23 protein-coding genes are annotated in these 26,586 nt (G+C 70.7%); 15 read left to right on the top strand and 8 right to left on the bottom strand.

Translation table 11 applies throughout. The annotated features are described in order from the left end of the window. Positions 1-44 precede the first annotated feature (44 nt). The 9 genes from PXH83_RS25300 (at position 45) to PXH83_RS25260 (ending at position 14,482) form a co-directional block, all read left to right on the top strand. A complete protein-coding gene (locus PXH83_RS25300; RefSeq protein WP_274563394.1) occupies positions 45-1,451 on the top strand; it encodes an alkaline phosphatase PhoX in 1,407 nt (468 codons plus the stop codon). A 547-nt stretch (positions 1,452-1,998) separates the two neighbouring features. Next, a complete protein-coding gene (locus tag PXH83_RS25295) occupies positions 1,999-3,243 on the top strand; it encodes a type III PLP-dependent enzyme domain-containing protein (protein WP_274563393.1) in 1,245 nt (414 codons plus the stop codon). Between the two features lie 94 nt (positions 3,244-3,337). Beyond that, on the top strand, positions 3,338-4,735 hold the full coding sequence (locus tag PXH83_RS25290) for a diaminobutyrate--2-oxoglutarate transaminase (RefSeq protein WP_274563391.1): 1,398 nt from the start codon (positions 3,338-3,340) through the stop codon (positions 4,733-4,735). Beyond that, entirely contained in the window at positions 4,732-6,420 is a 1,689-nt protein-coding gene (locus PXH83_RS25285) for a pyridoxal phosphate-dependent decarboxylase family protein (RefSeq protein WP_274563390.1), read from the top strand. Before PXH83_RS25290 ends, PXH83_RS25285 begins: the two co-directional genes overlap by 4 nt. Next, entirely contained in the window at positions 6,417-8,399 is a 1,983-nt protein-coding gene (locus tag PXH83_RS25280) for an IucA/IucC family protein (protein ID WP_274563389.1), read from the top strand. The genes PXH83_RS25285 and PXH83_RS25280 overlap by 4 nt, the downstream gene beginning before the upstream one ends. After that, positions 8,396-9,811 carry a lysine N(6)-hydroxylase/L-ornithine N(5)-oxygenase family protein gene (locus tag PXH83_RS25275; RefSeq protein WP_274563388.1) on the top strand — a complete coding sequence of 472 codons (1,416 nt, stop codon included), beginning with the start codon at positions 8,396-8,398 and terminating at the stop codon, positions 9,809-9,811. The genes PXH83_RS25280 and PXH83_RS25275 overlap by 4 nt, the downstream gene beginning before the upstream one ends. Then, positions 9,808-11,289: an MFS transporter gene (locus PXH83_RS25270; RefSeq protein ID WP_274563387.1), complete on the top strand. Its 1,482-nt coding sequence runs from the start codon at positions 9,808-9,810 to the stop codon at positions 11,287-11,289. The genes PXH83_RS25275 and PXH83_RS25270 overlap by 4 nt, the downstream gene beginning before the upstream one ends. Further along, positions 11,286-13,127: an IucA/IucC family protein gene (locus tag PXH83_RS25265; protein ID WP_274563386.1), complete on the top strand. Its 1,842-nt coding sequence runs from the start codon at positions 11,286-11,288 to the stop codon at positions 13,125-13,127. The genes PXH83_RS25270 and PXH83_RS25265 overlap by 4 nt, the downstream gene beginning before the upstream one ends. Next, the gene (locus tag PXH83_RS25260) at positions 13,124-14,482 is read left to right on the top strand and encodes a glutamine synthetase family protein (RefSeq protein WP_274563385.1); all 1,359 of its coding nucleotides are present in this window, start codon (positions 13,124-13,126) and stop codon (positions 14,480-14,482) included. Before PXH83_RS25265 ends, PXH83_RS25260 begins: the two co-directional genes overlap by 4 nt. An 82-nt stretch (positions 14,483-14,564) precedes the next feature. Here the strand turns inward: PXH83_RS25260 and PXH83_RS25255 are convergent, their stop codons facing one another. The 4 genes from PXH83_RS25255 to PXH83_RS25240 form a co-directional block, all read right to left on the bottom strand. Further along, positions 14,565-15,521, bottom strand: coding sequence for an ABC transporter substrate-binding protein (locus tag PXH83_RS25255; RefSeq protein WP_274563384.1), 957 nt, complete (start codon positions 15,519-15,521; stop codon positions 14,565-14,567). Positions 15,522-15,714: 193 nt separating this feature from the next. Then, positions 15,715-16,548, bottom strand: coding sequence for an ABC transporter ATP-binding protein (locus tag PXH83_RS25250; RefSeq protein ID WP_274563383.1), 834 nt, complete (start codon positions 16,546-16,548; stop codon positions 15,715-15,717). Further along, a complete protein-coding gene (locus PXH83_RS25245) occupies positions 16,545-17,633 on the bottom strand; it encodes a FecCD family ABC transporter permease (RefSeq protein ID WP_274563381.1) in 1,089 nt (362 codons plus the stop codon). The genes PXH83_RS25250 and PXH83_RS25245 overlap by 4 nt, the downstream gene beginning before the upstream one ends. Continuing rightward, a complete protein-coding gene (locus PXH83_RS25240) occupies positions 17,630-18,658 on the bottom strand; it encodes a FecCD family ABC transporter permease (RefSeq protein WP_274563380.1) in 1,029 nt (342 codons plus the stop codon). The genes PXH83_RS25245 and PXH83_RS25240 overlap by 4 nt, the downstream gene beginning before the upstream one ends. A gap of 287 nt (positions 18,659-18,945) precedes the next feature. Here PXH83_RS25240 and PXH83_RS25235 point away from each other — a divergent pair, with 287 nt between their 5' ends. Then, a complete protein-coding gene (locus PXH83_RS25235) occupies positions 18,946-19,836 on the top strand; it encodes a polysaccharide deacetylase family protein (protein ID WP_274563379.1) in 891 nt (296 codons plus the stop codon). 11 nt (positions 19,837-19,847) lie between these two features. Here the strand turns inward: PXH83_RS25235 and PXH83_RS25230 are convergent, their stop codons facing one another. The 4 genes from PXH83_RS25230 to PXH83_RS25215 all read right to left on the bottom strand — a co-directional run bounded on the left by PXH83_RS25230 (position 19,848) and on the right by PXH83_RS25215 (position 21,506). Further along, positions 19,848-20,372 carry a GNAT family N-acetyltransferase gene (locus PXH83_RS25230; RefSeq protein WP_338054753.1) on the bottom strand — a complete coding sequence of 175 codons (525 nt, stop codon included), beginning with the start codon at positions 20,370-20,372 and terminating at the stop codon, positions 19,848-19,850. A gap of 44 nt (positions 20,373-20,416) precedes the next feature. After that, on the bottom strand, positions 20,417-20,554 hold the full coding sequence (locus PXH83_RS25225; RefSeq protein ID WP_274563378.1) for a hypothetical protein: 138 nt from the start codon (positions 20,552-20,554) through the stop codon (positions 20,417-20,419). Between the two features lie 10 nt (positions 20,555-20,564). Further along, positions 20,565-20,726 carry a hypothetical protein gene (locus PXH83_RS25220; RefSeq protein ID WP_420803247.1) on the bottom strand — a complete coding sequence of 54 codons (162 nt, stop codon included), beginning with the start codon at positions 20,724-20,726 and terminating at the stop codon, positions 20,565-20,567. Between the two features lie 102 nt (positions 20,727-20,828). Further along, a complete protein-coding gene (locus PXH83_RS25215) occupies positions 20,829-21,506 on the bottom strand; it encodes an AIM24 family protein (RefSeq protein WP_274563376.1) in 678 nt (225 codons plus the stop codon). 107 nt (positions 21,507-21,613) lie between these two features. On the opposite strand from PXH83_RS25215, the gene PXH83_RS25210 reads away from it, so the two are divergent. The 5 genes from PXH83_RS25210 (at position 21,614) to PXH83_RS25190 (ending at position 26,584) form a co-directional block, all read left to right on the top strand. Then, entirely contained in the window at positions 21,614-22,339 is a 726-nt protein-coding gene (locus tag PXH83_RS25210; RefSeq protein ID WP_274563375.1) for a peptidyl-tRNA hydrolase, read from the top strand. A 109-nt stretch (positions 22,340-22,448) separates the two neighbouring features. Next, on the top strand, positions 22,449-23,234 hold the full coding sequence (locus tag PXH83_RS25205) for a DUF4142 domain-containing protein (protein WP_274565162.1): 786 nt from the start codon (positions 22,449-22,451) through the stop codon (positions 23,232-23,234). 116 nt (positions 23,235-23,350) lie between these two features. Further along, positions 23,351-24,724 carry an MbnB/TglH/ChrH family RiPP precursor modification enzyme gene (locus tag PXH83_RS25200; protein ID WP_274563374.1) on the top strand — a complete coding sequence of 458 codons (1,374 nt, stop codon included), beginning with the start codon at positions 23,351-23,353 and terminating at the stop codon, positions 24,722-24,724. Positions 24,725-24,731: 7 nt separating this feature from the next. Then, complete coding sequence (locus PXH83_RS25195) at positions 24,732-25,724, top strand: TIGR04222 domain-containing membrane protein (RefSeq protein ID WP_274563373.1); 993 nt, start codon at positions 24,732-24,734, stop codon at positions 25,722-25,724. Positions 25,725-25,840: 116 nt separating this feature from the next. Next, complete coding sequence (locus tag PXH83_RS25190) at positions 25,841-26,584, top strand: DUF4142 domain-containing protein (RefSeq protein ID WP_274563372.1); 744 nt, start codon at positions 25,841-25,843, stop codon at positions 26,582-26,584. Positions 26,585-26,586 lie beyond the last annotated feature (2 nt).

Genomic DNA, 26,586 nt, shown 5'->3' with positions numbered 1-26,586 from the left:
ACACGTGCGGGTCACGTTCCTGTCCGCCAGCAGGGAGTTGCCTCATGTCCGCATCGTCAGCATCATCGTCTGCACCGCCCCCCTCACGCCGTGAAGTCCTCGCCCGTACGGGCGCCCTGGGCGCCGGTATCGCCTTCGCCGGGTCCTTCTCGGAGATCTTCGCCGGCACCGCCGCCGCACAGGGCCTGGGCCGCAGCGGTTACGGGCCGCTCGTGCCCGACCCGGCCGGACTGCTCGACCTGCCCCAGGGCTTCCGCTACAAGGTCCTCTCCCGGGCGGGCGACACGCTCCGCGCGGAAGGGCGCGACGAGGGCAAAGTCCCGGGCAACCACGACGGCATGGCCGCCTTCAGAGGCCACCGCGGCCGCGTCCATCTCGTCCGTAACCACGAGAACCGTCACAGCGCCGCGGCCGGTGTGCCCACGGTCGAGGGCCTGACGTACGACCCGGCCGCCAAGGGCGGCTGCACGGCCATCGCTCTCGACGGCCGCAACAACGTCCTCGGCCAGCGCGTCGCCATCGCCGGTACGGCCGTCAACTGCGCGGGTGGGCCCACCCCTTGGGGCACCTGGCTCACCTGCGAGGAGAACGAGGACAAGGCCGGCACCAACGGCTACACCAAGGACCACGGCTTCGTCTTCGAGGTCGACCCCGTCGACCCGCGCCGCACCGGCGCCGTCCCGCTCACCGCGATGGGCCGCTTCCAGCACGAGGCGATCGCCGTCGACCCGCAGAGCGGCATTGTGTACGAGACCGAGGACGCGTTCGACAAGCCCTTCGGCCTCTTCTACCGCTTCCTGCCCGAGCGTCCCATGGGCGGCAGGGGTTCGCTCCGCGCGGGCGGCGCTCTGGAGGCGATGCGCGTTCCCGGCGTACCCGACCTGTCGGCGGTCGACGAGCCGGGCGCGAGCTTCGACGGTGTCGAGTGGGTGCCCGTACCCGATCCACTGGCGAAGCAGACCCCCATCCGCCTCCAGGACTTCGGCAAGAAGGGCATCACGCACGCCCAGAAGCTGGAGGGCTGCTACTGGGGCGACAAGGCGGTCTACTTCGTGTCCAGCTTCGCGCGCAGCGCGGAGGGCTCGGCGGGCGACCACTTCGGGCAGGTGTGGAAGTACGAGCCGGAGCGGCGCCGCCTGACCATGGTCGTGGGCTTCGGTCCCGACACGGACATCGAGATGCCCGGCGAGTCCCCCGACAACATCTGCCTCGCCCCGCGCGGCGGCCTGATGGTGTGCGAGGACGGCAATGGCTCGCAGCATGTGTACGGGCTGACGAAGCGCGGCGAGGTGTACGCGATGGCCCGCAACCGGCAGAACATCGGTACGCCCGAGAAGCCGGAGTGGGGCGAGTTCGCCGGTGTCACCTTCTCGCCGGACTGCGGGACGATGTACGTCAACTGCTACACCCCGGGCACCACGTTCGCCGTAACGGGTCCGTGGAACCACTGAGTTGAGCGGAGGGGGCGGTCCTGCGCGGACCGCCCCCTTTCGCATCCCCACCGGCCCGTCATCAAGCCGTAGGAGTACCCACCGCGCCACCGGCCAAGAGGCCGAAGTGTTCTCGCAATGCGTGATCGAGGTCCTCCATGGTGAGGGCCAGAAGAGGCCGATCGACGCGCCGAGTTGAGCGAGGCAAGTCTCAAAGGATGTTGAACAAGGTGCGTGAACGAGCCAGGAGCGGCCCCACTCTTGGAAACAATCCAACAAACCATTAGGTTAGCCTCACCTAAGCATAGGTTGGCCGAGTGCGGCCGCCCGGCGGTCGTATTCATGGGGGGAACCATGTCTCGTTCGGACAGCGCAAGCGCACCGACGACAACGGCGTCGTCGGCCAGGCGGTTGATCAGCGGTGGCGTGGCCGGATTTGTGTACGGATACCCGCCGCCTCCCATCTCGCAGTGGTGGGACGGCGCCTCTACGTGATGACTGTGCGCGACGACTGACCCCCCTTCGCCCTCTTCCACGCCGTTTTCCGACCCCAACCCAAGGCAGAGCCGTGTCCATTGAGTTGCCGCCGTCCGCCGCCCCGCGATCCGCCTACCCCGTGGACGTGCTCCCTGCGGCGGTCCGCCACCGTCTGCTGGAGCTGGCACAGGCCCAAGTGCCGGTGTCGGCCTACGTATACGACGGTGCTGTCGCCGCAGAGCGTGCGCGCGAGTTGCGCAGGGCGCTTCCGGAGTGGGCAGCCGTCTACTACGCCGTGAAGGCGAATTCCTTCCCGGGCATCGTCCAGGCGCTGGCTCCGCATGTCGACGGCTTCGAGGTCGCTTCCTGCGCGGAGCTCGAACTCGCCGTATCGGCCAAGCCGGTGGCCGGAGGCACCCCGGCCCCGGTGGTCGCCGCCGGGCCCGCGAAGTCCGTCCCCGTCCTGACCGCCCTGGTCCGGGCCGGAGCCGAGGCGATCAACGCCGAGAGTCTGCTCGAACTGCACCGGATCAGCCGGATAGCCGTCGGTGAGGGCCTCCGCGCGCGAGTGGCGCTCCGCGTCAATCCCGCGACGATCCCCGTCACCGGCTCGCTGCACATGGGAGGTGTCCCCTCCCAGTTCGGGGTGGCCGAGCCCGACGTACCCGGCGTGCTCCGCGAGGCCCTACAGCTGCCCGGCCTGGACCTGATTGGCTTTCATATTCACGCCGCGTCCAACAACCTCGACGCCGAGGCTCATGCCGCGTATCTGCGCTGGTGCGTGGAGTGGAGCGTACGGACGGCCCGGGACAACGGCATGGACCTGCGCCATATCGACATCGGCGGCGGCATCGGCGTCGCCTTCGAGGGCGAGAAGCCCTTCGACGTCGCCCGCTTCGGCGAACTCGCCGCAGCGGTCGAGGTCCCGGCGGGCGTGAAGGTGGTGCTGGAGCCCGGCCGCTTCCTGGTCGCCGACTGCGGCTGGTACGCCGCCGAGGTGACGGACGTGAAGGAGTCGTACGGCGAGGCGTTCGTGGTGCTGCGCGGCGGCATCAACCACTTCCAGCTCCCCACGTCCTGGGACATCGTCCACAACATGGCGGTGATGCCCGTGGAGAACTGGGCCGAGGAATGTCCCCGCCCGTGTGCCGAAGAGACGCGCGTGACGGTCGTCGGCGAGCTGTGCACTCCGGAAGACACCCTGCTGCGCGATGTCCTGGTGGACCGGATACGCGCCGGTGACCTGGTGGTTTTCCCGTACGCGGGCTCCTACGGCTGGGAGTTCGCCATGCACAGCTTTCTCGGCCACCCCGTCGCCGAGCGCCATCTGCTCTGAGGCTCGACAGTCCCGTCCGGGCCGTACCACGGTTCTCGGGGCCCTCGTCGCACCCGCTCGCTTCCTTGCCCTCCTCACCCTGGAGCCGTACATCATGACCGTGCATCCCGCCGAACGAACCGATGCCGAACGCACCACAGGACAGGCCGACGCCATCCTGGAGCGCCAGCGCACCCGGGAGTCCTCGGCCCGCACCTACGCCCGGTCGTTCCCGATCGTTCCGGCCCGCGCACAGGGCATGACGGTCGAGGGCGCCGACGGCCGCCGCTACCTCGACTGCCTCTCCGGAGCCGGCACCCTGGCCCTCGGCCACAACCACCCGGTCGTGCTGGAGGCCATCCAGCGGACCATCAACAGTGGGGCGCCGCTGCACGTCCTTGACCTGGCCACCCCGGAGAAGGACGAATTCACCGACGCGCTGTTCGCCACCCTGCCCAGCGGCTTCGCTGACAAAGCCCGCATCCACTTCTGCGGGCCCGCCGGGACCGACGCGGTAGAAGCCGCGTTCAAGCTGATGCAGACCGCCACAGGGCGGCGCGGGCTGCTCGCCTTCACCGGCGCTTACCACGGGATGACAGCGGGTGCCCTGGCCGCCTCCGGCGGCGTCACCACCAAGCAGCCGGTGCCGGGAATCGCCGCCGACGTAACCCGGCTGCCCTACCCGTACCCCTACCGCTGCCCGTTCGGTGTCGGCGGGGAGCGCGGTGCGCAGCTGTCCGCCGTGTACACCGAGCGCCTGCTGGACGACCCGAACGGCGGGGTTGTCCCGCCCGCGGCGATGATCCTCGAAGCCGTGCAGGGGGAGGGCGGCGCCGTACCAGCTCCGGATGCCTGGCTGCTCGACATGCGTCGCATCACCGCGGAGCGCGACATCCCGCTGATCGTCGACGAGGTGCAGACCGGCGTCGGGCGCACGGGCGCCTTCTGGGCCGTGGAGCACAGCGGAATCGTGCCGGACGCGATGGTGATGTCCAAGGCGATCGGCGGCAGCCTGCCTCTGGCGGTACTCGTTTACCACGAGGACTACGACGGCTGGCTGCCCGGGGCCCACACCGGCACCTTCCGCGGCAACACCCTTGCCATGGCGACCGGCACGGCGACCCTGCGGTACGTCGCCAAGGAGGGCCTGGCCGGGCGGGCGGCCACCGTCGGCGCGCGGATGACGGCACGGCTGGAAGGTCTGCGGAGCCAACTCCCCGCGATCGGTGACGTTCGCGGTCGGGGCCTGATGATCGGTGTCGAGCTGGTCGACCCGGAGGCCGAGCCGGACTCCTGCGGCGCCCGGCCGGCCGCCCCGCGGGTGGCCGCGCAGGTACGGGCTGAGTGCCTGGAGCGCGGCCTGATCGTGGAGTTGGGGGGTCGCTACGACTCGACCGTGAGGCTGCTGCCGCCGCTCATCATCACCGACGAGCAGGCCGAAGCGGTGCTGGACCGGCTGACCGACGCCATCGCCACGGTGACGGCGGCCCAGGTTCCGGGCGTGCAGGCATGACGGGCGAGATACGTGGCCGGGGGACGGCCACCAGTGGACTCGACGTAGCCCTGAAGTCGTACGACGCGGAGGCAGCGCCGGGGCAGACCGACGGCGTCCGTACGCGCGGCCGCTTGAGCGTGGCCCCTGAACCTGCCTCGGCGGGGACCGACCTTCTGGGCGAGGCCGTGGCCGGGCTGCTCCGTGGCGCCGTACCGTCGGGCAGCCAGGTCCAGAACACCGCACTGTCGGGAGGCGCGGGGGGACCTGACGCATTGGAGCCGCTGGTGCTGGCCGTACTGGCGGCTCTCGCCAAGGGCGCCGTGCGGCGTGGCGGGCCCGTTCCCGCCGGGACGCCCGAGGAACTGGCTGCGGAGGTCGCGCGGGTGTTCGCGGAGGCGGACGGCGACGACGCCCTGCACCGGCTGACCGAACTCCTGGCGCACGGCAGCGCCGACCCCGCCGACCCGTCCTGCGCCGCGCATCTCCATTGCCCGCCGCTGGCCGTCGCCGTCGCCGCCGATCTCGCCGTCGCCGCGCTCAACCCCTCCCAGGACTCCTGGGACCAGGCGCCCGCCGCCACCGCTGTGGAGACCCTGCTGCTCCAGGAGTTGGCGCAGCTCGTCGGGTACGACCCGGCGGAGGCGGCCGGAGTGCTCACCTCGGGCGGCACCGAGTCCAACCTCATGGGTCTGATGCTGGCCCGTGACCGGGTGCTGGGCCGCGTGACCGAGCGCCAGATCGAGCTGAGCGGAGTACCGGGCACCGGGCCGCGTCCGCGGATCTTCGCCTCCGCCGCCGCACACTTCTCCGTTCAGCGGTCGGCCGCCCTGCTGGGTCTCGGGGAGGACGCGGTCGTCCCCGTGCCGGTCGACCGCGAGCTGCGGATGAAGCCGGATGCGCTGGCGTCCGCTCTCCGCGACTGCGTCGCGCGCGGTGCGGTGCCGGTGGCCGTCGTGGCCACCGCCGGTACCACCGACACGGGTGCGGTCGACCCGCTGCGCACCTGCGCGGCGCTGGCCGCCGAGTACGGCGCCTGGCTGCACGTGGATGCCGCGTACGGCGGCGGCGCACTGCTGTCCGACGAGCTGGCGCCGCTGGTCAGCGGTATCGCGCTGGCCGACTCCGTATCCCTGGACTGGCACAAGCTGGGCTGGCAGCCGGTCGCCGCGGGCATCTTCCTGGTCCGGCGGGCGGAAACCTACGCCTCCCTCGCACGACGGGCGGTGTACCTCAATCCGCAGGACGACGAGGAGGCGGGCTACCCCAGCCTCCTCGGCCTCTCGCTGCGCACCACGCGCCGCGCCGACGCCTTCAAGATCGCCGTCACGCTGCGGACCCTGGGTCGCGAGGGCCTGGGCCGACTCGTGGACGCCTGCCATGAGCTGGCGCGCGGCGGTGCGGAGGCTGTACGGGCGCATCCCCGGCTGGAGTTGCATTCCGATCCCATCCTGACGGCGTTCCTCTTCCGCTACCTGCCCGAGGGCGCCGATCCCGCGCGCACCGACCGGGTGAACGCGGCGCTGCGGCGCAGGCTGCTGCGTGAGGGCCGGGGGGTCGTCGGTCGCACCGAGCTCCCGGGCGAGGGGCCGGGACGGGTCCGCCTGAAGCTGACGCTGCTCAACCCGCACACCACCGCCGCCGAGGTCGAGCGACTGCTGCACACGGTCGCCGCAGCGGGCCAGGCCGAGGAGGATAACCAGTGAACCGGCCCCATGACACCCGTACGGTGCGGCCGGCACAGCCCGTGGCTGTATCGCCCGCATCCGGCGCCGTACGTCCGGAGGGTGCCGCGTCGGTATCTGCCGACGGCGGCAGCGTACGTGCGCAGGGCGCCGCGCCGACGTCCGCCGACGGGCAGCCGTCCGGCCCCGGTGCGCGGGAGAGTACTGCCGGCACCCCGTCAACCAGGGTTCAGAGGATCGGTCCGGACCCGCTCGACGACGCCGACCCACTCCGCGCTGGAGACGCCGCGGCGATGGAGACGCTGCTGCGCGCCTACGTACGGGAGACCGGCACTGAGGTGCCGGCGACCGGGCAGGCACTGCTGATCGACCTGCCCGCCAGTCGGCTCACCCTGCGGGTGCCGGTGCGGTACCGGTCGGCCACCGGCTGGCATCGCTTCGGTGCGCCCACCGTGGTCACAGCCGACGGCGACGGCCTTCCGGCCGACGCGGCATTGGTGGCGGCGGCGCTGATCCGGCAGACCACGCTGGGTCGCGGTGTGCTCCCGCACCACGGGGGCGACGCCGCCGCCCGGGTGCTGAACTCCGCTCGGCGCACCGCCACGCACATCGCCCACCGGCGCACCGAGGGCGGGCACGGCCAGGGGTCGACGCCGTTCCTGGACAGCGAGCAGGCGCTGCTGCTGGGCCATCCGTTCCACCCCGCGCCCAAGAGCCGCGAGGAGGCGTCGGAGGCCGAGCTGGAGGCGTACTCGCCCGAGCTGCGCGGCTCGTTCCCGCTGCACTGGTTCGCCGCCCACCCCGATGTCGTCGTCGGCGGGAGCGCGGACGGCCGCTCGCCCGCGGAGCTACTGCGTCCGCTCGCCGCCGGGCTGAAGGTGCCCGATGGCATGGTGGCGGTGCCCGCGCATCCCTGGCAGGCCCGGGACGTGCTGTCGCGTCCGGAGGTCGCCACGCTGGTCGATGCCGGTCTGCTCCGTCCGCTCGGTGCGGCCGGCCCCGCCTGGTACCCCACGTCCTCCGTGCGCACCGTGCAGCGGCCGGACGCCGAGGTGATGCTGAAGCTGTCCCTCGGTATGCGGATCACCAACTCCCGGCGGAACAATCTGCGCAGCGAGATGCGTCTCGGCGTACGGGCCACGCAGTTGCTGGCCGCGGGTCCCGGGGACTGGCTCCGTGCCGAGCACCCGGAGTTCGGCATCCTGCGCGAGTTCGCCTGGGTTTCGGTCGGTACCGAGGGCCCGGAAACGGGTCTGGAGACCGCGATCCGTGACAACCCCTTCCGGGGCGGCGGCAACGGCGCGCCCGAAGGGCTGTGCGTGGCGGGGCTGCTGGCCGAGCGGACCGGTCCGGGCGACGGCACTCCGCCGCGGCACCGTGCCTTGCTGTGCGAGGCGGTCGAGCGCGCCGCTCGCGCATTGGGCGTCCCGGTGTCCGAGGCGTCGGAGCGTTGGCTGGCCCGCTATCTGGATGTACTGGTCGTTCCTCTGATCCGCCTTCAGGCGCGGTACGGCATTGCCCTGGAGCCGCATCACCAGAACACCCTGGTGGCTCTCGACGCTCACGGACTGCCCCGCGCGGGCTGGTACCGGGACAGCCAGGGCTACTACCTGGCCGCTTCCCGGGCCGCCGACATCGAGCGGCTCCTGCCGGGCGCCACGGACGGCGTCGAGCTGGTATTCGACGACGCCTTCGTCGACGAGCGGGTGGCCTACTACCTCGGCATCAACAACCTGCTCGGTCTGGTCGGAGCATTCGGCGCGCTGGGACTGGCCGATGAGAGCCACCTGCTGCGCGTACTGCGCACCGCCCTTGAGCGGCTGCGCACGGCCGAGCCCGCCGCCAAGGGCCTGCTCGACCTGCTGCTCGACGCACCCGTACTGCGCTGCAAGGGCAACTACCTGACCTGTGTGGACGGACTCGACGAACTCGTCGGCGACGTCCACACCCAGTCCGTCTACATCGATCTCCCCAACCCCCTCACGGAGGCCCAGCGGTGACCGCTCTCTCGACTTCTGACGACCGGAATCTCCCCTACGATCTGGTCGGCGTCGGAATCGGCCCGTTCAACCTGTCCCTGGCCGCGCTGGCGGACGGGGTATCCGGCTTCCGGTCCCTCTTCCTGGACGCCAAGCCGGCGTTCTCCTGGCATCCGGGCCTGCTGATGGAGGGCACGACACTTCAGGTGCCGTTCCTCGCGGACCTGGTCACCATGGCCGACCCGACGAGCCCGTGGTCGTATCTGAACTACCTCCGCTCCCACGAGCGGATGTTCAAGTTCTTCTTCTCCGAGCGGTTCCACATTCCGCGCCGTGAGTACGACCACTACTGCCGCTGGGTCGCTGAGCGGCTGCCCTCTTGCCGCTTCGACGCCGAGGTCACCGCGCTGGAGTGGGACGAGAACGCGGACGCGTTCGCCGTCGTACACCGCTCCGCCTCCGGCGCCGAGACCCGCGTCCTGGCCCGCCAGGTCGTGCTCGGCGTGGGCACCAACCCCGTCGTCCCCGAGCCGCTGCGACCGCTGCTGACCGACGCCCACGCCGGCCGCGTGCTGCACAGCGCCGACTACCGCACCCACCGCGCCCGGCTCGCCGCCACCGACGACGTCACGGTCATCGGCTCGGGGCAGTCCGGCGCCGAGGTCGCGCTCGACCTGCTCCGCCACCAGGACGGCGACGGGCAGGGCGGCCCGTACGTCCGCTGGCTGGCCCGCACCACGGCCTTCGCGCCGATGGAGTACTCGAAGATCGGCCTGGAGCACTTCACCCCGGACTACATCCGCTACTTCCGCGAGCTCCCCGAGGTCACGCGCGAGCGACTGGTGCGGGAGCAGTGGCAGCTCTACAAGGGCGTGAGCGAGGAGACGCTGGGGGAGATCTACGACGAGCTGTACGAGCGCACCATCGGCGGCGGCGAGCCGCGCGCCGGGCTGCAGCCGGGCGTGGAGATCGTCGCGGCGGAGGCCGACGGCGAGGGGTATCTGCTCACCTGCCGTACTCAGCAGCAGGATTCGCTCTTCGAGGTCCGCACTTCCGCCGTCGTCTCCGCCACCGGCTACACCGCCTCCCGTCCGGTATTCCTGGAGTCGATGGGCGACCTCGTCGACTGGGACGAGAGGGGCCGCTACCAGATCGACGGGGAGTACCGGGTCGCGCTCGACCCCCGCGTCTCCGGCACGCTCTACGTCCAGAACGCCGAGATGCACACGCACGGCGTCGGCGCCCCCGACCTCACCCTCGGCGCCTGGCGCGCCGCGACCATCCTCAACGCCGCCGCAGGACGCGGCGTACTGCCCGTAGCCCCACGGCAGGCTTTCACAACCTTCGGCGCACCGCAGTCGCCGACGTCCGACGAGCCTGCGACGGCGGTCCCGGACGTGGCTGCGGCGACACCGTCCGGTACGCCGCGATGACGGTCGCGCAGAAGAGCGCGTCGGCATCGGGTGGCACGGCGCGCCACGCCAAGACGGTGCTCATATCCGTCATCGGCCTTCACCTGGTGGCCGAGACCGCGCTGACGCCGTTCCTTCCGCAACTGTTCGAGCGGCTGTACGGCATCGAGGACCCGGGGGCGACCGGGCTGTACATCTGGATCTGCCGCATCGTCGGGCTCGCCGCCCTCCCTCTGTGGGGGCTAGCGGCCCGGCGCTGGCCGCTGCACAAGCTGGTGCTGGCCGGACTGTGCGGATCCGCCGTTCTCGACCTGCTCCTCGGCATGGCACCCAGCTATGCCGCGTACACGGTGCTGTCGACGCTCATCGTGATGACCAACAGCGCCCTGCTGCTGGCCTACCCGGCCTTCATCGCCGAGCACGGTGACGAATCGGAGGGCGGCGAGCGGGCCCGGCTGGCCGGGGTGTGCACACTGGTGGTCGTCTTCCACCTGTCCGTCGTGGTCTCCACGATGGTGGGCGCCGGAGTCCTCGCGCTGCCGGAACCCCGCATCGGTATCTCGGCGTTCGCGGTCCTGGACGCCCTGCTGGCCGTGCTCACGTACCGCATCCTGGGCAGGCAATCCAACGTGAAGGCTGTCGAATCGGCCGGATCAGCCGCGGACGGCTCCACGGCTGTCGACGGCCAAAAAACCGACGGCGTATCGGATACGGCTCCGACCTCACCCGGCTCGGCCGTGCGCGGGCCGTCGAACCGCCTCACCTGGTTCACGATGCTCGCCTATGCGGCGCTGATCGGAGTCGCCTTCGACTTCTCGGTCAATGTCGCGCGACCGTTCTTCACCGAGTTCTCCGACAGCCTCGGCAGCGGTTCAGTCGGGTCCGCCGTGCTGTTCTTCCTCCCGAGCGTCTCCGCTTTGGCCGTGCTTCCCCTGGTACGCCGCTGCCACGACCGGTTCGGTGACCGGCTGCTGCCGCTCGCGCTGGCCGTGGGCGCGGCCGGGATGGCCTGGTCGTGGCTGGCCGACTCGCTGCCCGGCCTGGCCGGTGGCCGGGTGCTGTACGGAGTCGGGCTCGGCCTCGGCCAGGTTGCCGTCGAGCTGCGGATGTTCCGCGCGACGGGCACGAAGGGCCCGGCGTTCACCGCGGTGGAGACTGTACGGTCCGCCGGTCTGCTCGCCGCGCCGCTGGCCGCCACGGCTGCCGTCTCCCACGACCTGGCGCTGCCGCTGGCTGTCGCCGCGGCCGTGCAGCTCTGCGCCGTCGCCCTGTCCGTGCGGCGCTTCCGAAACCCCACCCCAGAAACCGTCGCGCGGCAGACGGGGCGGGTTTCGCCCGACCCCAACGTGCCCGCGGTCGGCAGTGACGATGTGGCGATGCCGCAGGACGGCGTGACAACGACCACCGATCCCGTATCCGTGCAGTCCGACGCCGACGATCGCACGCCCTCCCTCATGGCCCCAGCCTCCCCCGCGTACTCCGAGGAGAACCACCGATGAACCGCCCCACTCGTGACGCCTGGGTCCAGGCCGGCCGACGACTGCTCGTCAAGGCCGTGGAGGAGTTCGCCTACGAGGAACTGCTCGTCCCCGGACCGGACCCGTCGGCCGACACCCCGGACGCGTACCGGCTCGACCTCGCTGACGGAATCCACTGGACCTTCCGGGCAACACGCGGCACCTTCGGCACCTGGCGGCTCCTGTCCGACACCCTTCAGCGGCACCCCGACCCGGCCGACGGCAGCGTGGCCGGCCCTGAGCAGCTGCTGCTCGACGCCCGCTCGATCCTCGGCTGGGACGGGCCGACCACCGCCGAGGTACTGCGCGAACTCACCGCCACCCGGCGGGCGGAGGCCGAGGTCATCTCCCGCGCCCTGCCCGCCGCCGAACTCGCCGATCTGGACCACCTGGACCTGGAGGCGCATCAGGACGGCCACCCGTGCATGCTGCTCAACAAGGGGCGGCTGGGCTTCTCCGCCTCGGACGCCGCCGCCTACGCCCCCGAGGCCGCGGGTTCGGTGCACCTGCTCTGGGCCGGTGTCCACAGCAGCCTCGCCTCGTACTCCGGGGTGCCTGGTCTCGACGTCGACACCCTGCTGGCCGAGGAGCTCGCCGAGGACACGCGCAAGCAGTTCGGGGTAACGCTCCAGGAGACTTGCGCCGAAACCGGTTACGACCCCGCCGACTTCTGCTGGCTGCCGGTGCACCCCTTCCACTGGGACGAGGCCGTCGGGACCCTCTTCGCCCCGTATCTCGCCGACGGCCGGATCGTGCCGCTCGGTGAGGGCCCGGACCGCTACCGGCCGCTTCAGTCCATCCGCACCCTGGCGAACCTGGACCACCCGCACCGCCGCAACGTGAAGGTGCCGCTGTTCATCCGCAACACCCTCGTCTGGCGCGGCCTTTCCACGAAACCGACCGAGGCCGCGCCAGATGTGAGCGCCTGGCTGCATGCCGTCCGCGATGCCGACCCGTATCTCCGCGACGAGCTGCGCTTCCACCCGCTCGGCGAGGTGGCGGGCGTGGCCGTGCACCACCCGCTGTACGAGTCGGTGAAGGACGCCCCGTACCGCTACCACGAGCTCCTCGGCGCGGTCTGGCGTGAGCCGGTCGCGGCGCTGCTGCGCGACGGCGAGCAGGCCCGCACCATGGCCGCACTGCTCAAGACCGGATCCGACGGCCGCGCCCTGGTGAGCGAACTGGTCGACAGGTCCGGGCTCGCCCCGCATGCCTGGCTGGAGCGTTTCTTCGGTGCTCTGCTGCCCGGCCTGCTGCACTACCTCTACCGGTACGGCGTGGCGTACTGCCCGCACGGCGAGAACACGGTCGTCCTCTACGACGCCGCCGACATCCCCATCGGCATCGCGGTCAAGGACTTCGCCGAGGACGTCAACCTGCTGCCCGGCAGTCACCCCGAGTACGTCGGCCTCTCCGAGCGTGCTGACTCGCTGCTGCTGCGCTGGCCCCCCGGCGAGCTGGCCCACTCGCTGCTCAGCGCCGTCTTCGCCGGTCACTTCCGGTTCTTCGCCCCGCTGGCCGCCGAGCACCTCGGCGTACCGGAGGAGGAATTCTGGGCCATGGTCCGCGCCGAGATCGAGCGCTACCACGCCCGCTTCCCCGAACTGGCCGACCGGTTCGACGACTTCGGCCTGCTCGCCGCGGAATTCGACCGAGTTGCCCTCAACCGTGAACAGCTGCTCGGCGGCGGCTTCCACGACCGCGCCGAGAAGGACGAGGGCTTCGACATCGTCCACGGCACCGTCCCCAATCCCCTCGCCACCGCGACCGCCGTCTCTCAGGAACCGCGGGAACCTCAGAAACTTCAGGAGCAGATATGACCGACTCGCCGTACGAGCGACTGCGCGCCGAGGCAGAGGAGGGGCACGTCGAGGAAGTGATCGTCAGCGTCCCCGACCTCCAGGGCAGGCTCCAGGGCAGCCGCCTGTCAGTGCCGTACTTCCTGGATGAGGCGGCCGAGCAAGGCTTCGGAGCCTGCGTCTATCTCCTCGCATCCGACGTCGAGATGGGTACCGGATCCGGATACGCCATCGACGCCTGGCAGAGCGGCTTCGGTGACTTCGTCCTCCGCCCCGACCCGGCCACGCTGCGCACCCTTCCCTGGGATCCGGGCACTGCTCTCGTCCTCGCCGACGCCGTCTGGCCGAGCGGCGAGCCGGTCGAGGTGGCCCCGCGCCAGATACTGCGTACCCAGCTCGACCGGCTCGCCGAGCGCGGACTGACCGCGTTCGCGGGCACTGAGCTGGAGTTCCTGATCTTCCGCGGGTCGTACCGTCAGGCGTGGGACCGCCGCTATCAGGGCCTGGAGACAGCCACCACCTACAACGTCGACTACTCCCTTCAGGGCCTGGCCGAGATCGAGCCCGTGGTCCGCCGCATCCGCCGGGAGATGGTGCGTGCCGGGCTCAACATGGAGACTGCCAGGGGAGAGTGCCACGCCGGTCAGTACGAGATCGTCTTCCGCTACGACGAGGCGATGACGACCTGCGACAACCACGTCGTCTTCAAGAACGGCGCGAAGCAGATCGCCGCGCAGGAGGGCGTCGCGCTCACCTTCATGCCCAAGTACGACGAGGGCGAGGGCAACTCCTGCCACATTCACCTGTCGCTGCGCGGCAAGGACGGCTCCGCCGTCCTCGCCGACCCGGCGGCGGAGGACGGCATGTCCGAGCTGATGCGCCACTTCGTCGCGGGTCAGCTCGCCTGTCTCCCCGACTTCGCCCTGCTGATGGCGCCGAACATCAACTCGTACAAGCGCCTCCAGCCGGGTGCTTTCGCCCCCACCGGCATCACCTGGGGCCAGGACAACCGCACTTGCCCGGTCCGTGTTGTGGGCTCCGGCCACTCGCTGCGGATCGAGCACCGGGTGCCCGGTGGGGACGCCAACCCGTACCTCGCCGTGGCCGCCGCGGTGGCCGCCGGCCTGTACGGCATCGAGAACGGCCTCGACGTCCCGGCGCCGCACACCGCCAACGCCCTGGCCGATCCGTCGGTGCCGCGGCTGCCCAGCACGCTCACCGAGGCCCTGCACCGGTGGGAGAACAGCGAGATCGCCGCGAAGGTCTTCGGCGAGGCGGTCGTCGGCCACTACGCGCAGGCCGCCCGCACAGAGCTGGCCGCCTTCGAGACGGCGGTCACCGACTGGGAGCGGGTCCGGGGCTTCGAACGCCTGTGACGTCCAGAGCATTTGCTACGACTGCGGCCCTGGCCACGGATATTCCGTGGTCAGGGCCGCAGTCGTGGTGCCTGGTACCGCTTTACGAGAGGTTCTTCTTCATCTCGTCCAGGATCTGGCCGGCGCCGGTGTAACCGATGCCGAGCATCCACAGGCTGTCGTCGACCTTGAACGCCTTCTTGTTCTTCACGCCGTCCAGCTTCTTCCACAGCTTGCCGCCGGTGACGCTGGTCTCCTTGGCCTTCGCCGGGTCACCGTAGGTGGAGTAGAAGATGACGTCGGAGTTGCCCTCGCTGATCCGCTCGGGGCTGATGTCGAGGGAGAAGCCGGTCTTGTCCACGTTCGCGGGGCGGCCGACCTTCAGGTCCTTGAGGATGCTGCCGACGAACGTGTCGTTCATGTACAGGCGGGTGTCCGCGCCTTCGATGAAGCGCACGAATCCGACCTTCGTCTTGGCCGCCTTGTCTGCGCCACCAAGTGCACCGGTCACCTCGGTGACATGCTTCTCGTAGTCGGCGACGACCTTCTTCGCCTCGTCCTTCTTGCCCAGCACGTCGGCGTGCAGCTCGAAGTTCTTCCGCCAGTCGGGCCCGGTCGTCTCGGTGAAGACGGTCGGCGCGATCTTCGACAGCTCCTTGTAGTTCTTCTCGTCGCGCGCCTTGCTGCTGATGATCAGGTCCGGGTTCAGCCCGTCGATCGCCTCTAGGTTGGGCTCCATGATGAGCCCGACCGCCTTGATGCCCTTGACCTTGTCCTCAGGGAGGTAGGTGGACATCGGCGCACCCGCTTCGGCGGTGACGGCGCCGACCGGCTTGATGCCGAGGGTGATGGCCGAGTCCAGGGCGTCGGTGTCCAGGACGACCACGCGCTTGGGGCTGTCGGAGACCTCCACCTTGCCCATAGCGGTCGTCACGGTGCGCTTTCCGCCCCCGGTGGCTGACTTGGCGTCATCCTTTTCGGACCCGCATGCGGTGGCGCTGACGGCGAGCGCGGCAACGACAGCGACTGCTGCGGCGCGACGGTTGATGGATGGGGCCATGAGAGGAAAGCCTTTCGTCACAAGTGCTCTGGTCGGCGCGGGGGGTGAACTTAGGTAAAGCTAACCTTAGGTAAAGGTGCGGGCAAGCGCACCGACATCACAACTCGGACTACGCGGCAATACGGCCGACCTTGTCCTGTCCATTGCCGAACGGGCGTCCGTTCGTGCGAACGTGAGTGCCCGGTCGGCGAGTTCAGCCGACCTCTGCCGAGACCGCTGCTGCGGCGGAGGTTTCTTGACGCCAGGGGCTGCCGGGGACGACCAGCGGGCCGCCGGTCACCGGATCCGGCACCACAACCGATTCGAGGCCGAAGACATCACGTACGAGGTCCACCGTGACGATTTCCGAGGGGTGTCCCTGGGCGACGATCCGTCCCTCCTTCATCGCCACCAGGTGATCGGCGTACCGCGCCGCCTGGTTGAGGTCGTGGAGCACCGCGACAACCGTCCGTCCGCGTTCCCGATTGAGCTGCCGGACCAGGTCCAGCACCTCCACCTGGTGTGAGATGTCCAGGTAGGTGGTGGGCTCGTCGAGGAGCAGCAGGTCGGTGTCCTGCGCGAGCGCCATGGCGATCCACACGCGTTGCCGCTGACCGCCCGACAGTTCATCGACCGGCCTCGCAGCGAGGGAGCTCACATCGGTGCGGTCCATGGCGTCGGTGACTGCCTGCTCGTCCTTCTCCGACCACTGCTGCCACCAGTGCTGGTGTGGCTGGCGGCCGCGCGCGACGAGATCGGCCACCGTGATCGCCTCCGGTGCGACCGGGGTCTGCGGAAGCAACCCGATGGACTGCGCGATCGTACGGGTGGCTATGCGGCTCAGTTCCGTACCATCCAGCAGCACCGAGCCCCGCCGCGGCTTGAGCAGCCGTCCGAGGGCGCGCAGCAGCGTGGACTTGCCACAGGCGTTCGGACCGACGATGACGGTGACGCGGCCGTGCGGAACGTCCAGGTCAAGGCCCTCCACGACCGTGCGTTCCTCGTAAGCCAGAGTCAAGTCACGGGCTGTCAGCCTGCTCTCGGTCACGCTATTCCTCCAGTACGGCCGCGGACGCTGCGGTCCTTCACGATGAGCCAGATGAGATACGGCGCGCCGACAGCCGCGGTCAGCACACCCACGGGCAGCTCGACCGGCGCGAACAGCAGGCGCGCAGGCAGGTCGGCGGCCACCACGATCAACGCACCGAGCAGCGCCGAGCACAGCAGCGGGATCTGCGCAGTGCGGGTCAGCCTACGGGCGATCTGCGGGGCGAGCAGCGCCACAAAATCCACCGGGCCCGCCGCACCCGTCGCCACCGACGCGAGGAAGACACCGAGCAGCGCCAGCCCGAACCGGGTCCGCTGGAGCGGCACGCCCAGCGCAGTTGCCGTGTCGTCGTCGAAGGCGGCGTTGCGCTGGGCCCGTGCAGCCCAGACCACACACGGCGCCAGGGCGAGCAGCGTCCAACCGAGCGGTGCGGCCTCGTCCCAGCCGCGACCGTTGAGTGAACCAGTGATCCACACCTGCGCCTGATGGGCCACCAGATAGTCGCCCTTGGTGATGAAGAGATGGACGACGGACCGCAGCGCGATGGCGACACCGATGCCGATGAGGACGAACCGCGCCGCGTGCAGTCCACCGCGCCAGGCGAAGAAGTACACGAGCGCGGCGGCGATCATTCCGCCCGCGACCGAGAAGTACGGCAGCACACTGAACGAGCCGACACCGAACGTCAGAGCGCCGATGGTCAAGGCGCTGGCCCCTTGGGAAACACCGATGATGTCGGGGCTGGCCAGTGGATTGCGGGCAACGGTCTGGATGAGGGCGCCCCCGACCCCGAAGGCGGCACCGACCATCAGCCCCAGAACGAGCCGCGGCAGCCGCAGTTCGCCCACCACGAAGTCGGCTGTCGACGGCTGCCCGGACAGCGCGTTCAGCACCTCGCCCGGCGCGACGAACTTCTCACCGAGGCAGAGGTACGCGAGGCAGACAGCCGCAGTCAGTACGGCGAGAACGCACGAGGCGACCGCGGCACGCCTGTGGACGAGGAAGGACGCGCGGCCGCGTCTCACGAGCGCGTATCCGTCGGGGCGTACGGCCGCTGCCTGGCTCTCGATGAGCGAGGTCGTCATGCGCCCACCGCCTTGCGACGGACCATGGTGATCAGGAACGGCACACCGATCAGGGCGGTCATCACACCCGCCGGCACCTCGCCCGGCGGAAAGATGATCCGGCCGATGACGTCCGACACGAGCAGCATGACCGGGCCGAGCAGGGTCGCCATCGGCAGCACCCATCGGTGATCGGTGCCGACGATGGCACGGGCGATATGGGGAACCGCCAAGCCGATGAAGGCGATCGGCCCGGCGGCCGAGACCCCGACGCCGGTGAGCACGGTCGCGCCGATGCCGCCCACAATCCGTACGGTCGCCACGTTCTGACCGAGTCCCTTGGCGACGTCGTCGCCGAGCGCCAGGGCGTCGAGCCCTCGCGCCACCGACAGCACCAGCACCGCGCCCACTGCGAGGAACGGCCATATCTGACCGGCCACTTCGGCACTCCGTCCGGCGATCGAGCCGACCTGCCAGAAGCGGAACTCGTCCAGGGTGGCGGCGTCCGTCGTCAGCATGCCCTGGATGACGGAGATGAGCAGTGCGTTGATGGCGGCGCCGGCCAGCGCCAGCTTCAGGGGCGACGCCCCGCCCCGCCCGCTGGAGGCGACGGCGTAGACGGCCACCGACGCGACCCCGGCACCGATGAACGCGAACCACACATAGCCGGAGAGCGAATGCACCCCTGCGAACGCGATGGCCAGCACCACCCCCACCGCAGCACCCTGGCTGATGCCCAGCACGCCGGGGTCACCGATGGGGTTGCGCGTGATGCCCTGAATCACCGTGCCTGCGAGGGCCAGTGCGGCGCCCACCATCAGACCTACGACGGTCCGGGGCACCCGCAGCGACCGTACGATCTCGGCGCCCTCGCTCGTACCGCCGTACAGCAAGGCGTCGAAGACCTCGCCCGGGGCTATGTGCCGGGCGCCGACGGCGAGGCTGAGCAGCACCGCAAGCAGCAGGGCGACAACGGCCGCTGCCGTCCAGCCTATTCGGCGGCCGACAAGAGCGGCTCTTGGACTGCTGATGGTGGCGGCTGACATCGCATCCATTCCGACGTGACGGATTCTCAGTGATCACGAACTTAGGCGAGCCTAAGTGTAGGGGTGACTGCGACCACCGCGTAACGGACTGCGACGAATTACTTGAGAGCTCGACCACTCGGAACCGCCCTCGACGTCCCGCGGGCGCCCCCTCTCCAGCGGATGCCGCGGCAGGGGGCTGGCCATAGTGCTGCTGCGCCGCTGTTCCGCTTCTCCTGCCACCCGGTCGGCCGCCCCGCGCGAGGCTGCACCCGCGTAGCGCCACCATGATCAGCTACTTTCCGTGAGTGAATATTTTCGTACGAAGACTGATCGCGGTGGCGGTCCTGGGCGCGGTACTCGCGGGCTGCGGCGCCGGCACCGACAACACCCCGCGCAAGAGCGCCGCGCCCGCCTCGGCATCACCCTTGCCCTCGGCGCCGGTGGCTCCGGGCCCCGCCCCGTCCGCCTCGCGTGAGGCCGGGCCCAAGCAGTCGGCGCCGCCGATGCTCGCGCCCGGCCCCGGAGGTCTCACCCCGGTCTTCGAGCGGGCCCGCAACACCATGGACAAGACGGTCGCGCTCACCTTCGACGCCGACATGACCGCCGACCAGGGCCCCCGGGCGGCGGGCGGCGAACGCTTCGACAACCCTGGGCTCATCGCATCACTGCGCAGGCTCAAGGTCCCGTCGACGGTGTTCATGACGGGCCGCTGGGCGGAGGAGTACCCGGACCAGACGCGCTCGATCGGGCGGGACCCGCTCTTCGAGATCGCCAACCACTCGTACAGCCACCACGCCTTCAAGTCCCCCTGCTACGGACTCCCGACGGTCGGCGCGGAGCAGATGCGCACCGACGTGGACCGCGCGTTCGCCGCCTTCCGCAAGGCGGGCGCGCGGCACATCGTCCCGTACTTCCGCTTCCCCGGCGGCTGTTACGACGACCGGGCCCTGCGCGCACTGGCCCCGGCGAAGGTGACGGCGGTCCAGTGGGACGTCGTCAGCGGCGACGCGTTCGCGTCCGACGGGGACGCGGTCGCCGAGCAGGTACTGGAGGACGTACGGCCGGGCTCGGTGGTGGTCATGCACTGCACGCGCAGCGCGGCCCCGGTGACCGATCGGGCGATCCGGCGGATCGTGCCGGAGCTTCGCAAGCGCGGCTACCGGTTCGTGAAGGTCTCCGACCTCATGAAGCGCTAGGGCGGACACGCCTAGGGCCGTACGGGCTGCCGTACAGGCACCTCGAACAGCGTCTCGATCCCGTCCTCCTCGTCCCACAGCTCGCCGACTTCCTTGAAGCCGAAGCCGGCGATCGTGGCAAGGGAGGCGGCATTGTCGGGGCTGATCGAGGCCCGCACGGTGGTGACTTCCGGCGCGGCGGCAGCCCGGCGCAGCAACTCGGTGAGGGTGGCTCTGGCGTATCCCCGGCGGCGGAAGGCCGGGTCCACCGAGTAGCCGACCTCGACCATGCCCGCGTCGTCGGGCGGGCCGTGGAAGCCGCCGTGCCCGACGACCGCGCCGTCGGGTCCGCACACCGCGAGGCGCCCGCACCAGTGCGCCGCGGCGGGGTCGTCGGCCATCTGACCGAGCCGGTAGCGCCACAGCCACAGTGCCTTGTCGGTCAGGAAGTAGTCGGTCAGAACGACCCCTGCCTCGGCACTGGCGCGGGCCAGGTCGTCGTCCAGGAGGGCAGTCATGACCGCGCCGTTCAGCTCGGTGAAGCTCACGTTTTTCACGCTGCGGATGATCGTCGAGCGCCGTGCGGGGTGTCCACCGGGTTTCAGCCGGAACAGGCCATGCGCTGCGCCTCCTGCCACTCGCAGACAGGGCAGTACACGACGCCCTTGACCGTCTCCGGGTACTCGGTCGGCTTGCGGCACAGCACGCACTCGGCGTACGGCGGACTCTCCTCATCCATGCGTACGAGCCTACTCAGCCACGCCGCGAGCTGAGCGCGCCACCACCGCCGCCACCACGCCCGCGGCCACGGCGGCAGCGGCGAGCGGCAGCACCGGTGTGTGCACCACCCCGGCGTGCGAGCCCGTGACCAGTCCGGATACGGCGGCCTGCGCAGGCGATCCGGCGACCACCAGCGTCAGCAGTGCGCCGAGCGCGGTGGCCGGAACCGAGGTCGACCCCGCGCAGAATCCACGGGCCGCCGATGCCGTACCGGCGGCCCACCCCTATGAGCCTCAGCTTGCCGATGCCTTCTCGGTCTTGAGCTCGCTCGGCCGCACGATCACGAAGCCGTCGCCCTGGAGCATCAGCTGGACCGCCTCGCCCGAGCCGCCGCGGATCATGGAACCGACCGACTGCGAGCGGTGCAGCGACGTGTTGAGATGGGCGCTCCAGCCCACCACCGCGTCGGTGTCGACGTACACCGGCCACTGCTGGCTCACGGGGATCACGATGGGGTTGCCCTCGCAGATCACGGCGAGCTTGCCGTAGCCGGTGAAGACGCTGTTGAAGAGCCCGCCGCCGGTCATGCCGGCGCCCTTCACCGTCTTGATCTCGTACGAAAGGGTCGGGTCGAAACAGAGCACATTGCGGCCGTTGATGGTGAGCGCGTCGCCCTGCTCTATGTCGACGATGAAGCAGTTGTTGGCCTCGTGCGCGAACCACGCCTCGCCCTGGCCGCGTACGGCCATGAGAGCCAGGCCTTCGCCGGTGACAGCGCGCTTGAGCATGCCGCCTATGCCCTGGCCCTTGCGTTCGAACTGGAGATTGCCGCGGAAGGCGATCATCGAGCCCTGCCGCGCGTGCATTTCGCCGTTGACGGCGTACTTGACCGACTTGGCGTTCTGGAGGGTCATACCGGGGGCGGTGGCCTGCTGCGCCATGTTCTCTGAGGCAAAAAGATCGCTCTTCATGCGGATCATCCTCGCCCGGAGCCATTCATTCCGCCAAGACGCCAGGCCGAGAAGCCTCGGCGAGAAGCCTTGCCGAGGAGTCTCACGTCTGCGGCAGACTTGGGGGCGTGAGCACCCATGACACCCCCGACAGTCCTTTCCGGCACGAGCAGACGGCCCGCGACGAGGCTCCGCAGTACGTGCTCCCCCTCGTCGTCCACATCGAGAAGGCCGAACCTCCGGCCCGTACGGACGCCTTGGAGACCGCAGCCCGCGCGGTGCTGGTGATGCTCGCCGACGAGCGGTCGCTCGGCGAGGGCGAGTGGGCCGAGGCCGTACGGGACTGGCAGGACGCCCGGATCCGCAAGGTGGTGCGGCGGGCGCGCGGCGCGGAGTGGCGCAAGGCGTCGGCGCTCCCCGGCATCACCGTCACCGGAGAAGCCGCCGAGGTGCGGGTCTTCCCGCCCGTACCCCTGGACGGGTGGCCGAAGGAGCTGGCGAAGCTCCAGGTGTCGGGCACGGACCTGGACGACCCGGAGCCGCCGCCTGCCGCGCCGCCGGGCCCCGTCATGTGGCTGAGTCCGGGACTCGACATGTCGGCGGGCAAGGCGATGGCGCAGGCCGGCCACGGGGCTCAACTTGCCTGGTGGGAGCTGTCGGAGGTGGAGCGGAAGGCGTGGCAGGACGCGGGCTTCCCGCTGTCCGTACGGACGCCCGACGCAGGCCGGTGGCAGGAGCTCACGACGAGCGGGCTGCCGGTTGTGAGGGACGCGGGGTTCACGGAGATCGCGCCCGGTTCGTGCACGGTGGTCGCGGACCACCCGGCGCTGCGCCGCCTCTCACGTCGCTCCTGAAACAGGCTTCTCCCGAGCCCCGTTGAACGCATCGTCTGCGTCACACGTATCTACGAATACTTACAAGTAGGTTCGACGGTGTTCACGCATCGGCTCGGGAGACACCTTGTTGCGACGCATCAACGGAACGGCCCTCATCATCGCGGCACTTGTCGCCACCCTCGGCGCACTCGCCTTCCCTGTGTGGTCCTATGCGGACCGTTCCGGGACCGGCCAGGCCAATCTCAACGCCTCGACCGTCGCCACCCAGTGGGGCCCGCTGTCCGCCACGGACCGGGACCTGCTGGTGAAGGTACGGCTGGCGGGTCTGTGGGAGCTGCCGGCGGGGCAGCAGGCGATCGAACGCGCGCCCAGCGAGGCCATCAAGGAGGCGGGCGACCACCTCGTCGTCGGCCACGCCGACCTCGACAAGCGGGCCCGTACAGTGGCCGCACAGCTCGGCGTACCGCTGCCCAACCAGCCCACCGAGCAGCAGCAGGGGTGGCTCAGGGAGCTGTCGGCGGCGAGCGGCAAGGAGTACGAGCGGAAGTTCGCCAATCTGCTGCGCAACGCGCACGGCAAAGTCTTCGCCCTCATAGCCCAGGTCCGGCACACCACCCGCAACTCCCTGATCCGGCAGCTGGCGAGCGACTCCAACCAGACCGTCCTGGACCACATCACGATGCTGGAGGCCACCGGGCTCGTCGACTTCGACGCCCTGGCGAACGAGGCCGCCGGAGCCGCCACCGCGAGTCCAACGGGCCCGCCGCCGCCGGACGGCTCGGTCACGGTCCCGTCGCCGCCGCCCGCGGTACCGACCGGCGGCCAGACCTTTACGTCACGGCCGTCGGCGCAGCCGGAAGGCGAGATCGGCAGCCCGGCGGTGAACACGAACCGCCCCGAACCCTTGCCGTAGGACGGGCCGCCCTCCATTCCCCGGAACCTCAAATCAACCTCTGAACGTCCCCTCCTCTGGATTCGGCGCTGTCCGCCGGGGCCATTACCCCTGCACGAAGCAGAGGAGGGGGAATCATGGAGCGTCTCGGAATCGGAATCGGCTGGCGGCCGGAGATCGCCGGCACGGTGGAGCGGCTGCCCGGGATCGACTGGGTCGAGGCGGTCGCGGAGAACATCTGCCCGGGCCACATCCCCGACTCCCTGCTCCGCCTGCGCGAGCGTGGCGTGTCAGTGGTCCCGCACGGCGTCTCGCTGGGTCTGGGCGGCGCGGACCGCCCGGACGCGGGCCGCCTGGCGGACCTGGCGGCCAGGGCGGAGGCGCTCGGCTCGCCCCTGGTCACCGAGCACATAGCGTTCGTACGGGCGGGCGGCCCGCTCACGGCGAGCCCGCGCCTGGAGGCGGGCCACTTGCTCCCGGTCCCCCGCACCTGGGACGCCCTCGACGTGCTGTGCGAGAACGTCCGCATCGCGCAGGACTCGCTCCCGGTTCCGCTCGCCCTGGAGAACATCGCCGCGCTGATCAACTGGCCCGACGAGGACATGACCGAGGGCCAGTTCCTGGCGGAGCTGGTGGCGCGTACGGGAGTCCGTCTCCTGATCGACGTGGCGAACCTCCACACGAACCATGTCAACCGCGGCGAGGACCCGGCGGCGGCGCTCGACGAGCTCCCGGTGGAGGCGATCGCGTACGTCCACGTGGCGGGCGGCATGGAGAAGGACGGGGTCTGGCACGACACCCACGCGCACCCGGTGACGCAACCGGTCCTGGACATCCTCGCCGAACTCCGATCCCGCACGAACCCCCCGGGCATCCTGCTGGAACGGGACGACAACTTCCCGCCCGCGGAGGAGCTGTCCAGGGAACTGACAACAATCCGCCACACCTTGACCACCACGACCGCAACCGCGGCCCCGCCACGCGGCGTAGCTCGCGGGGGTCGGGGGGGTCGGGGGAACAGCGCCACCGCCGCAGCCCTCGCGCACCGCACCGCCACCGCCACCGCCGAGGCCGCACCGCCCCGCCCCGCAGACGCCGCCACCGCCACCCGCACCCGCGTCGCCCTCGCGCAGACCGCCCTGCTCTCCGCCCTCGTCGCCGGCACCCCGACCCCCACCGGCTTCGACTCCGCCCGCCTGCGCGTCCAGAGTCGTGCCCTCGCCGCCAAGCGCGCCGACGTCGTCGCCAAGCTCGCCCCGGAGCTCCCGGAGATCCTCGGGGCCGCCTACCGGACCGCGTTCCTCGCGTACGCCAAGTCCCGCCCCATGTCGGCTGGTTACCGCCGCGACGCGCTGAACTTCGCCGAGCATCTGCTCGCCGCCGGCCTCCCCGAGGACGCCTCCGCGCGCCGCCGGCTGACCCACTGGTGGCAGGACCGCGCCGCCCCGCGCCCTCCGCGCCGTACGACCCGCCTCGTCCGTGCGGCACGTGCCGCACTCGTCCGGAAGTGACACGCCGATGACCGTCCTCGCCCTGCTGATCACGCTCGCCGTGGTCGTCGCCTCCGTGGTCCTGACCAGAGGCGTTACCGCCATCCGCCGCAGCGCCGCCGGCGCCGGCGGCGGCGCCGTCCAAGACGTCATGGAGGCGGCCTTCCTCAACGGCGGCCCTTCCCGCACCGTGGACACCGCCCTCGCCGCCATGCACCAGGACGGCCGCCTGGCCATCGGCGGCCCCGGCATCGTCTCGGCCCGGAGCACCGTCACCCGCGACCCGGTGGAACGGGCCGTGCTCCACGAGCTCGCCGCCGCGCCCAACGGCGCGCTGCACACCCTCCGCCACGCGGTGATGCGCAACTCAGCCGTGCAGGAGGTCGGCGACAGCCTCGCGTTCCGCGGCCTGATGGTGCCCCCGCACGCCGGCCACAACTGGCGCACCCGCAGCCACATCCTGACGCTGGCCTGCGTCCTGGGCTTCCCGGCGGCCGTCGTCGTCTCGTTCGTGGAGGACTCCGGCATCCCCTTCGTCGTCAAGATTCTGCCCGCGCTGATCCTCGGCATCGCGAGCGGCGCGGGCAACGCGTCCAGGGCCGCCGCCCGCGTCACCCCCGCCGGCCGGGCGGCCGCCGCGGCGTACCGCATCGCGCACGCGTACCGGACCGATGCGGGCCACCTGGTCGCGCTCGGCGGCCTGCGGGCGCTGCCCGACCCCGACCTGTACGCCCAGCTGCAGGCGGCAGCGCGCCAGACGCCGAGGAGCAGGACCACCAGGGCCGGTACGACCAGCAGCACCAGTGACAGCAGCATGTACGCCGCAGCCGGAGTCGTCGTGTGGTGCGCCTCTTCCGGCCCCGGCGGTTCGAGCTGCGGAAGCTCGGGCGACTCCGGGTCGGGATACGACTCCGGCTCGGGCTCCGGCGGATCAAGCTGCTCCGGCAGCTCCGGCTCCAGCTGCAGTTCGAGCTCCGGCTCAAGCTGCGGCGGCGGAAGCAGCTGCTCTTCCTCCTCCTGAACCCACCAAATACCTACGAGACAGGTGAGTTGGCCGCTCCCACCACCCATTTCCCGCAACGCCCCACGGGATCACCGAGACGCGCACTAACGTGCGGTGCCGCACCAGGAGGCACCATGCGTTCCGTCACCGCCGGCACCGGCCTGGTCGTCGTCGCCCTGACGGCGACCCTCGCCGCGCTGATCTTCCCGATCTGGTCCTACGCCGACCGCTCGGGCACCGGGCTTGCCCAGCTCAACGCCGGAACGGTCCCCACCCGGTGGGGACCGCTCTCCGCCGCCGACCGCGACCTGGTCGTACGCATCAGACTCGCTGGCCTGTGGGAACTCCCCGCCGGCCAACAGGCACTGGCGCGGGCCCCGACCCGTGCCGTCGAGGAGGCCGGCGCACACCTCGTCGAGGGCCACACCTTCCTCGACGCACGCATACGAGAGGTCGCGGCGCAGCTGAACATGGAGCTGCCCAACCAGCCCACCGCCGAGCAACGCGGCTGGCTCAGAGAGTTCACGGAGGCGAGCGGCCCGGCGTACGAGACCAGATTCGCCAATATCCTCCGCGCCGCCCACGGCAAGGTCTTCGCGGTCATCGCCCAGGTGCGCCACACCACCCGCAACACTCTCGTCCGCGGCCTCGCCGACGACGCCAATACGACCGTCCTGGACCACATCCGGATGCTGGAGGCAACCGGCCGTGTCGACTTCGACGCCCTGGCGAACGAGGCCGCCGGAACCGCCACCGCGAGCCCCACAGGCCCGCCGCCGCCCGCCCCGCCGTCCCGCACCACCCCGCCACCGGCCGTCCCGGTAACGCCGTCCACCGGCTTCCCGCTGCCGCCCCCGGCGAGCCGCCCCAAGCCATGACG

The organism is Streptomyces spiramyceticus, from assembly GCF_028807635.1.
In the GTDB taxonomy this organism is placed as follows: Bacteria; Actinomycetota; Actinomycetes; order Streptomycetales; family Streptomycetaceae; genus Streptomyces; species Streptomyces spiramyceticus.
The sequence above is the reverse complement of the archived record's forward strand: the minus strand, read 5'-3'. Positions and strand labels throughout refer to the sequence as shown.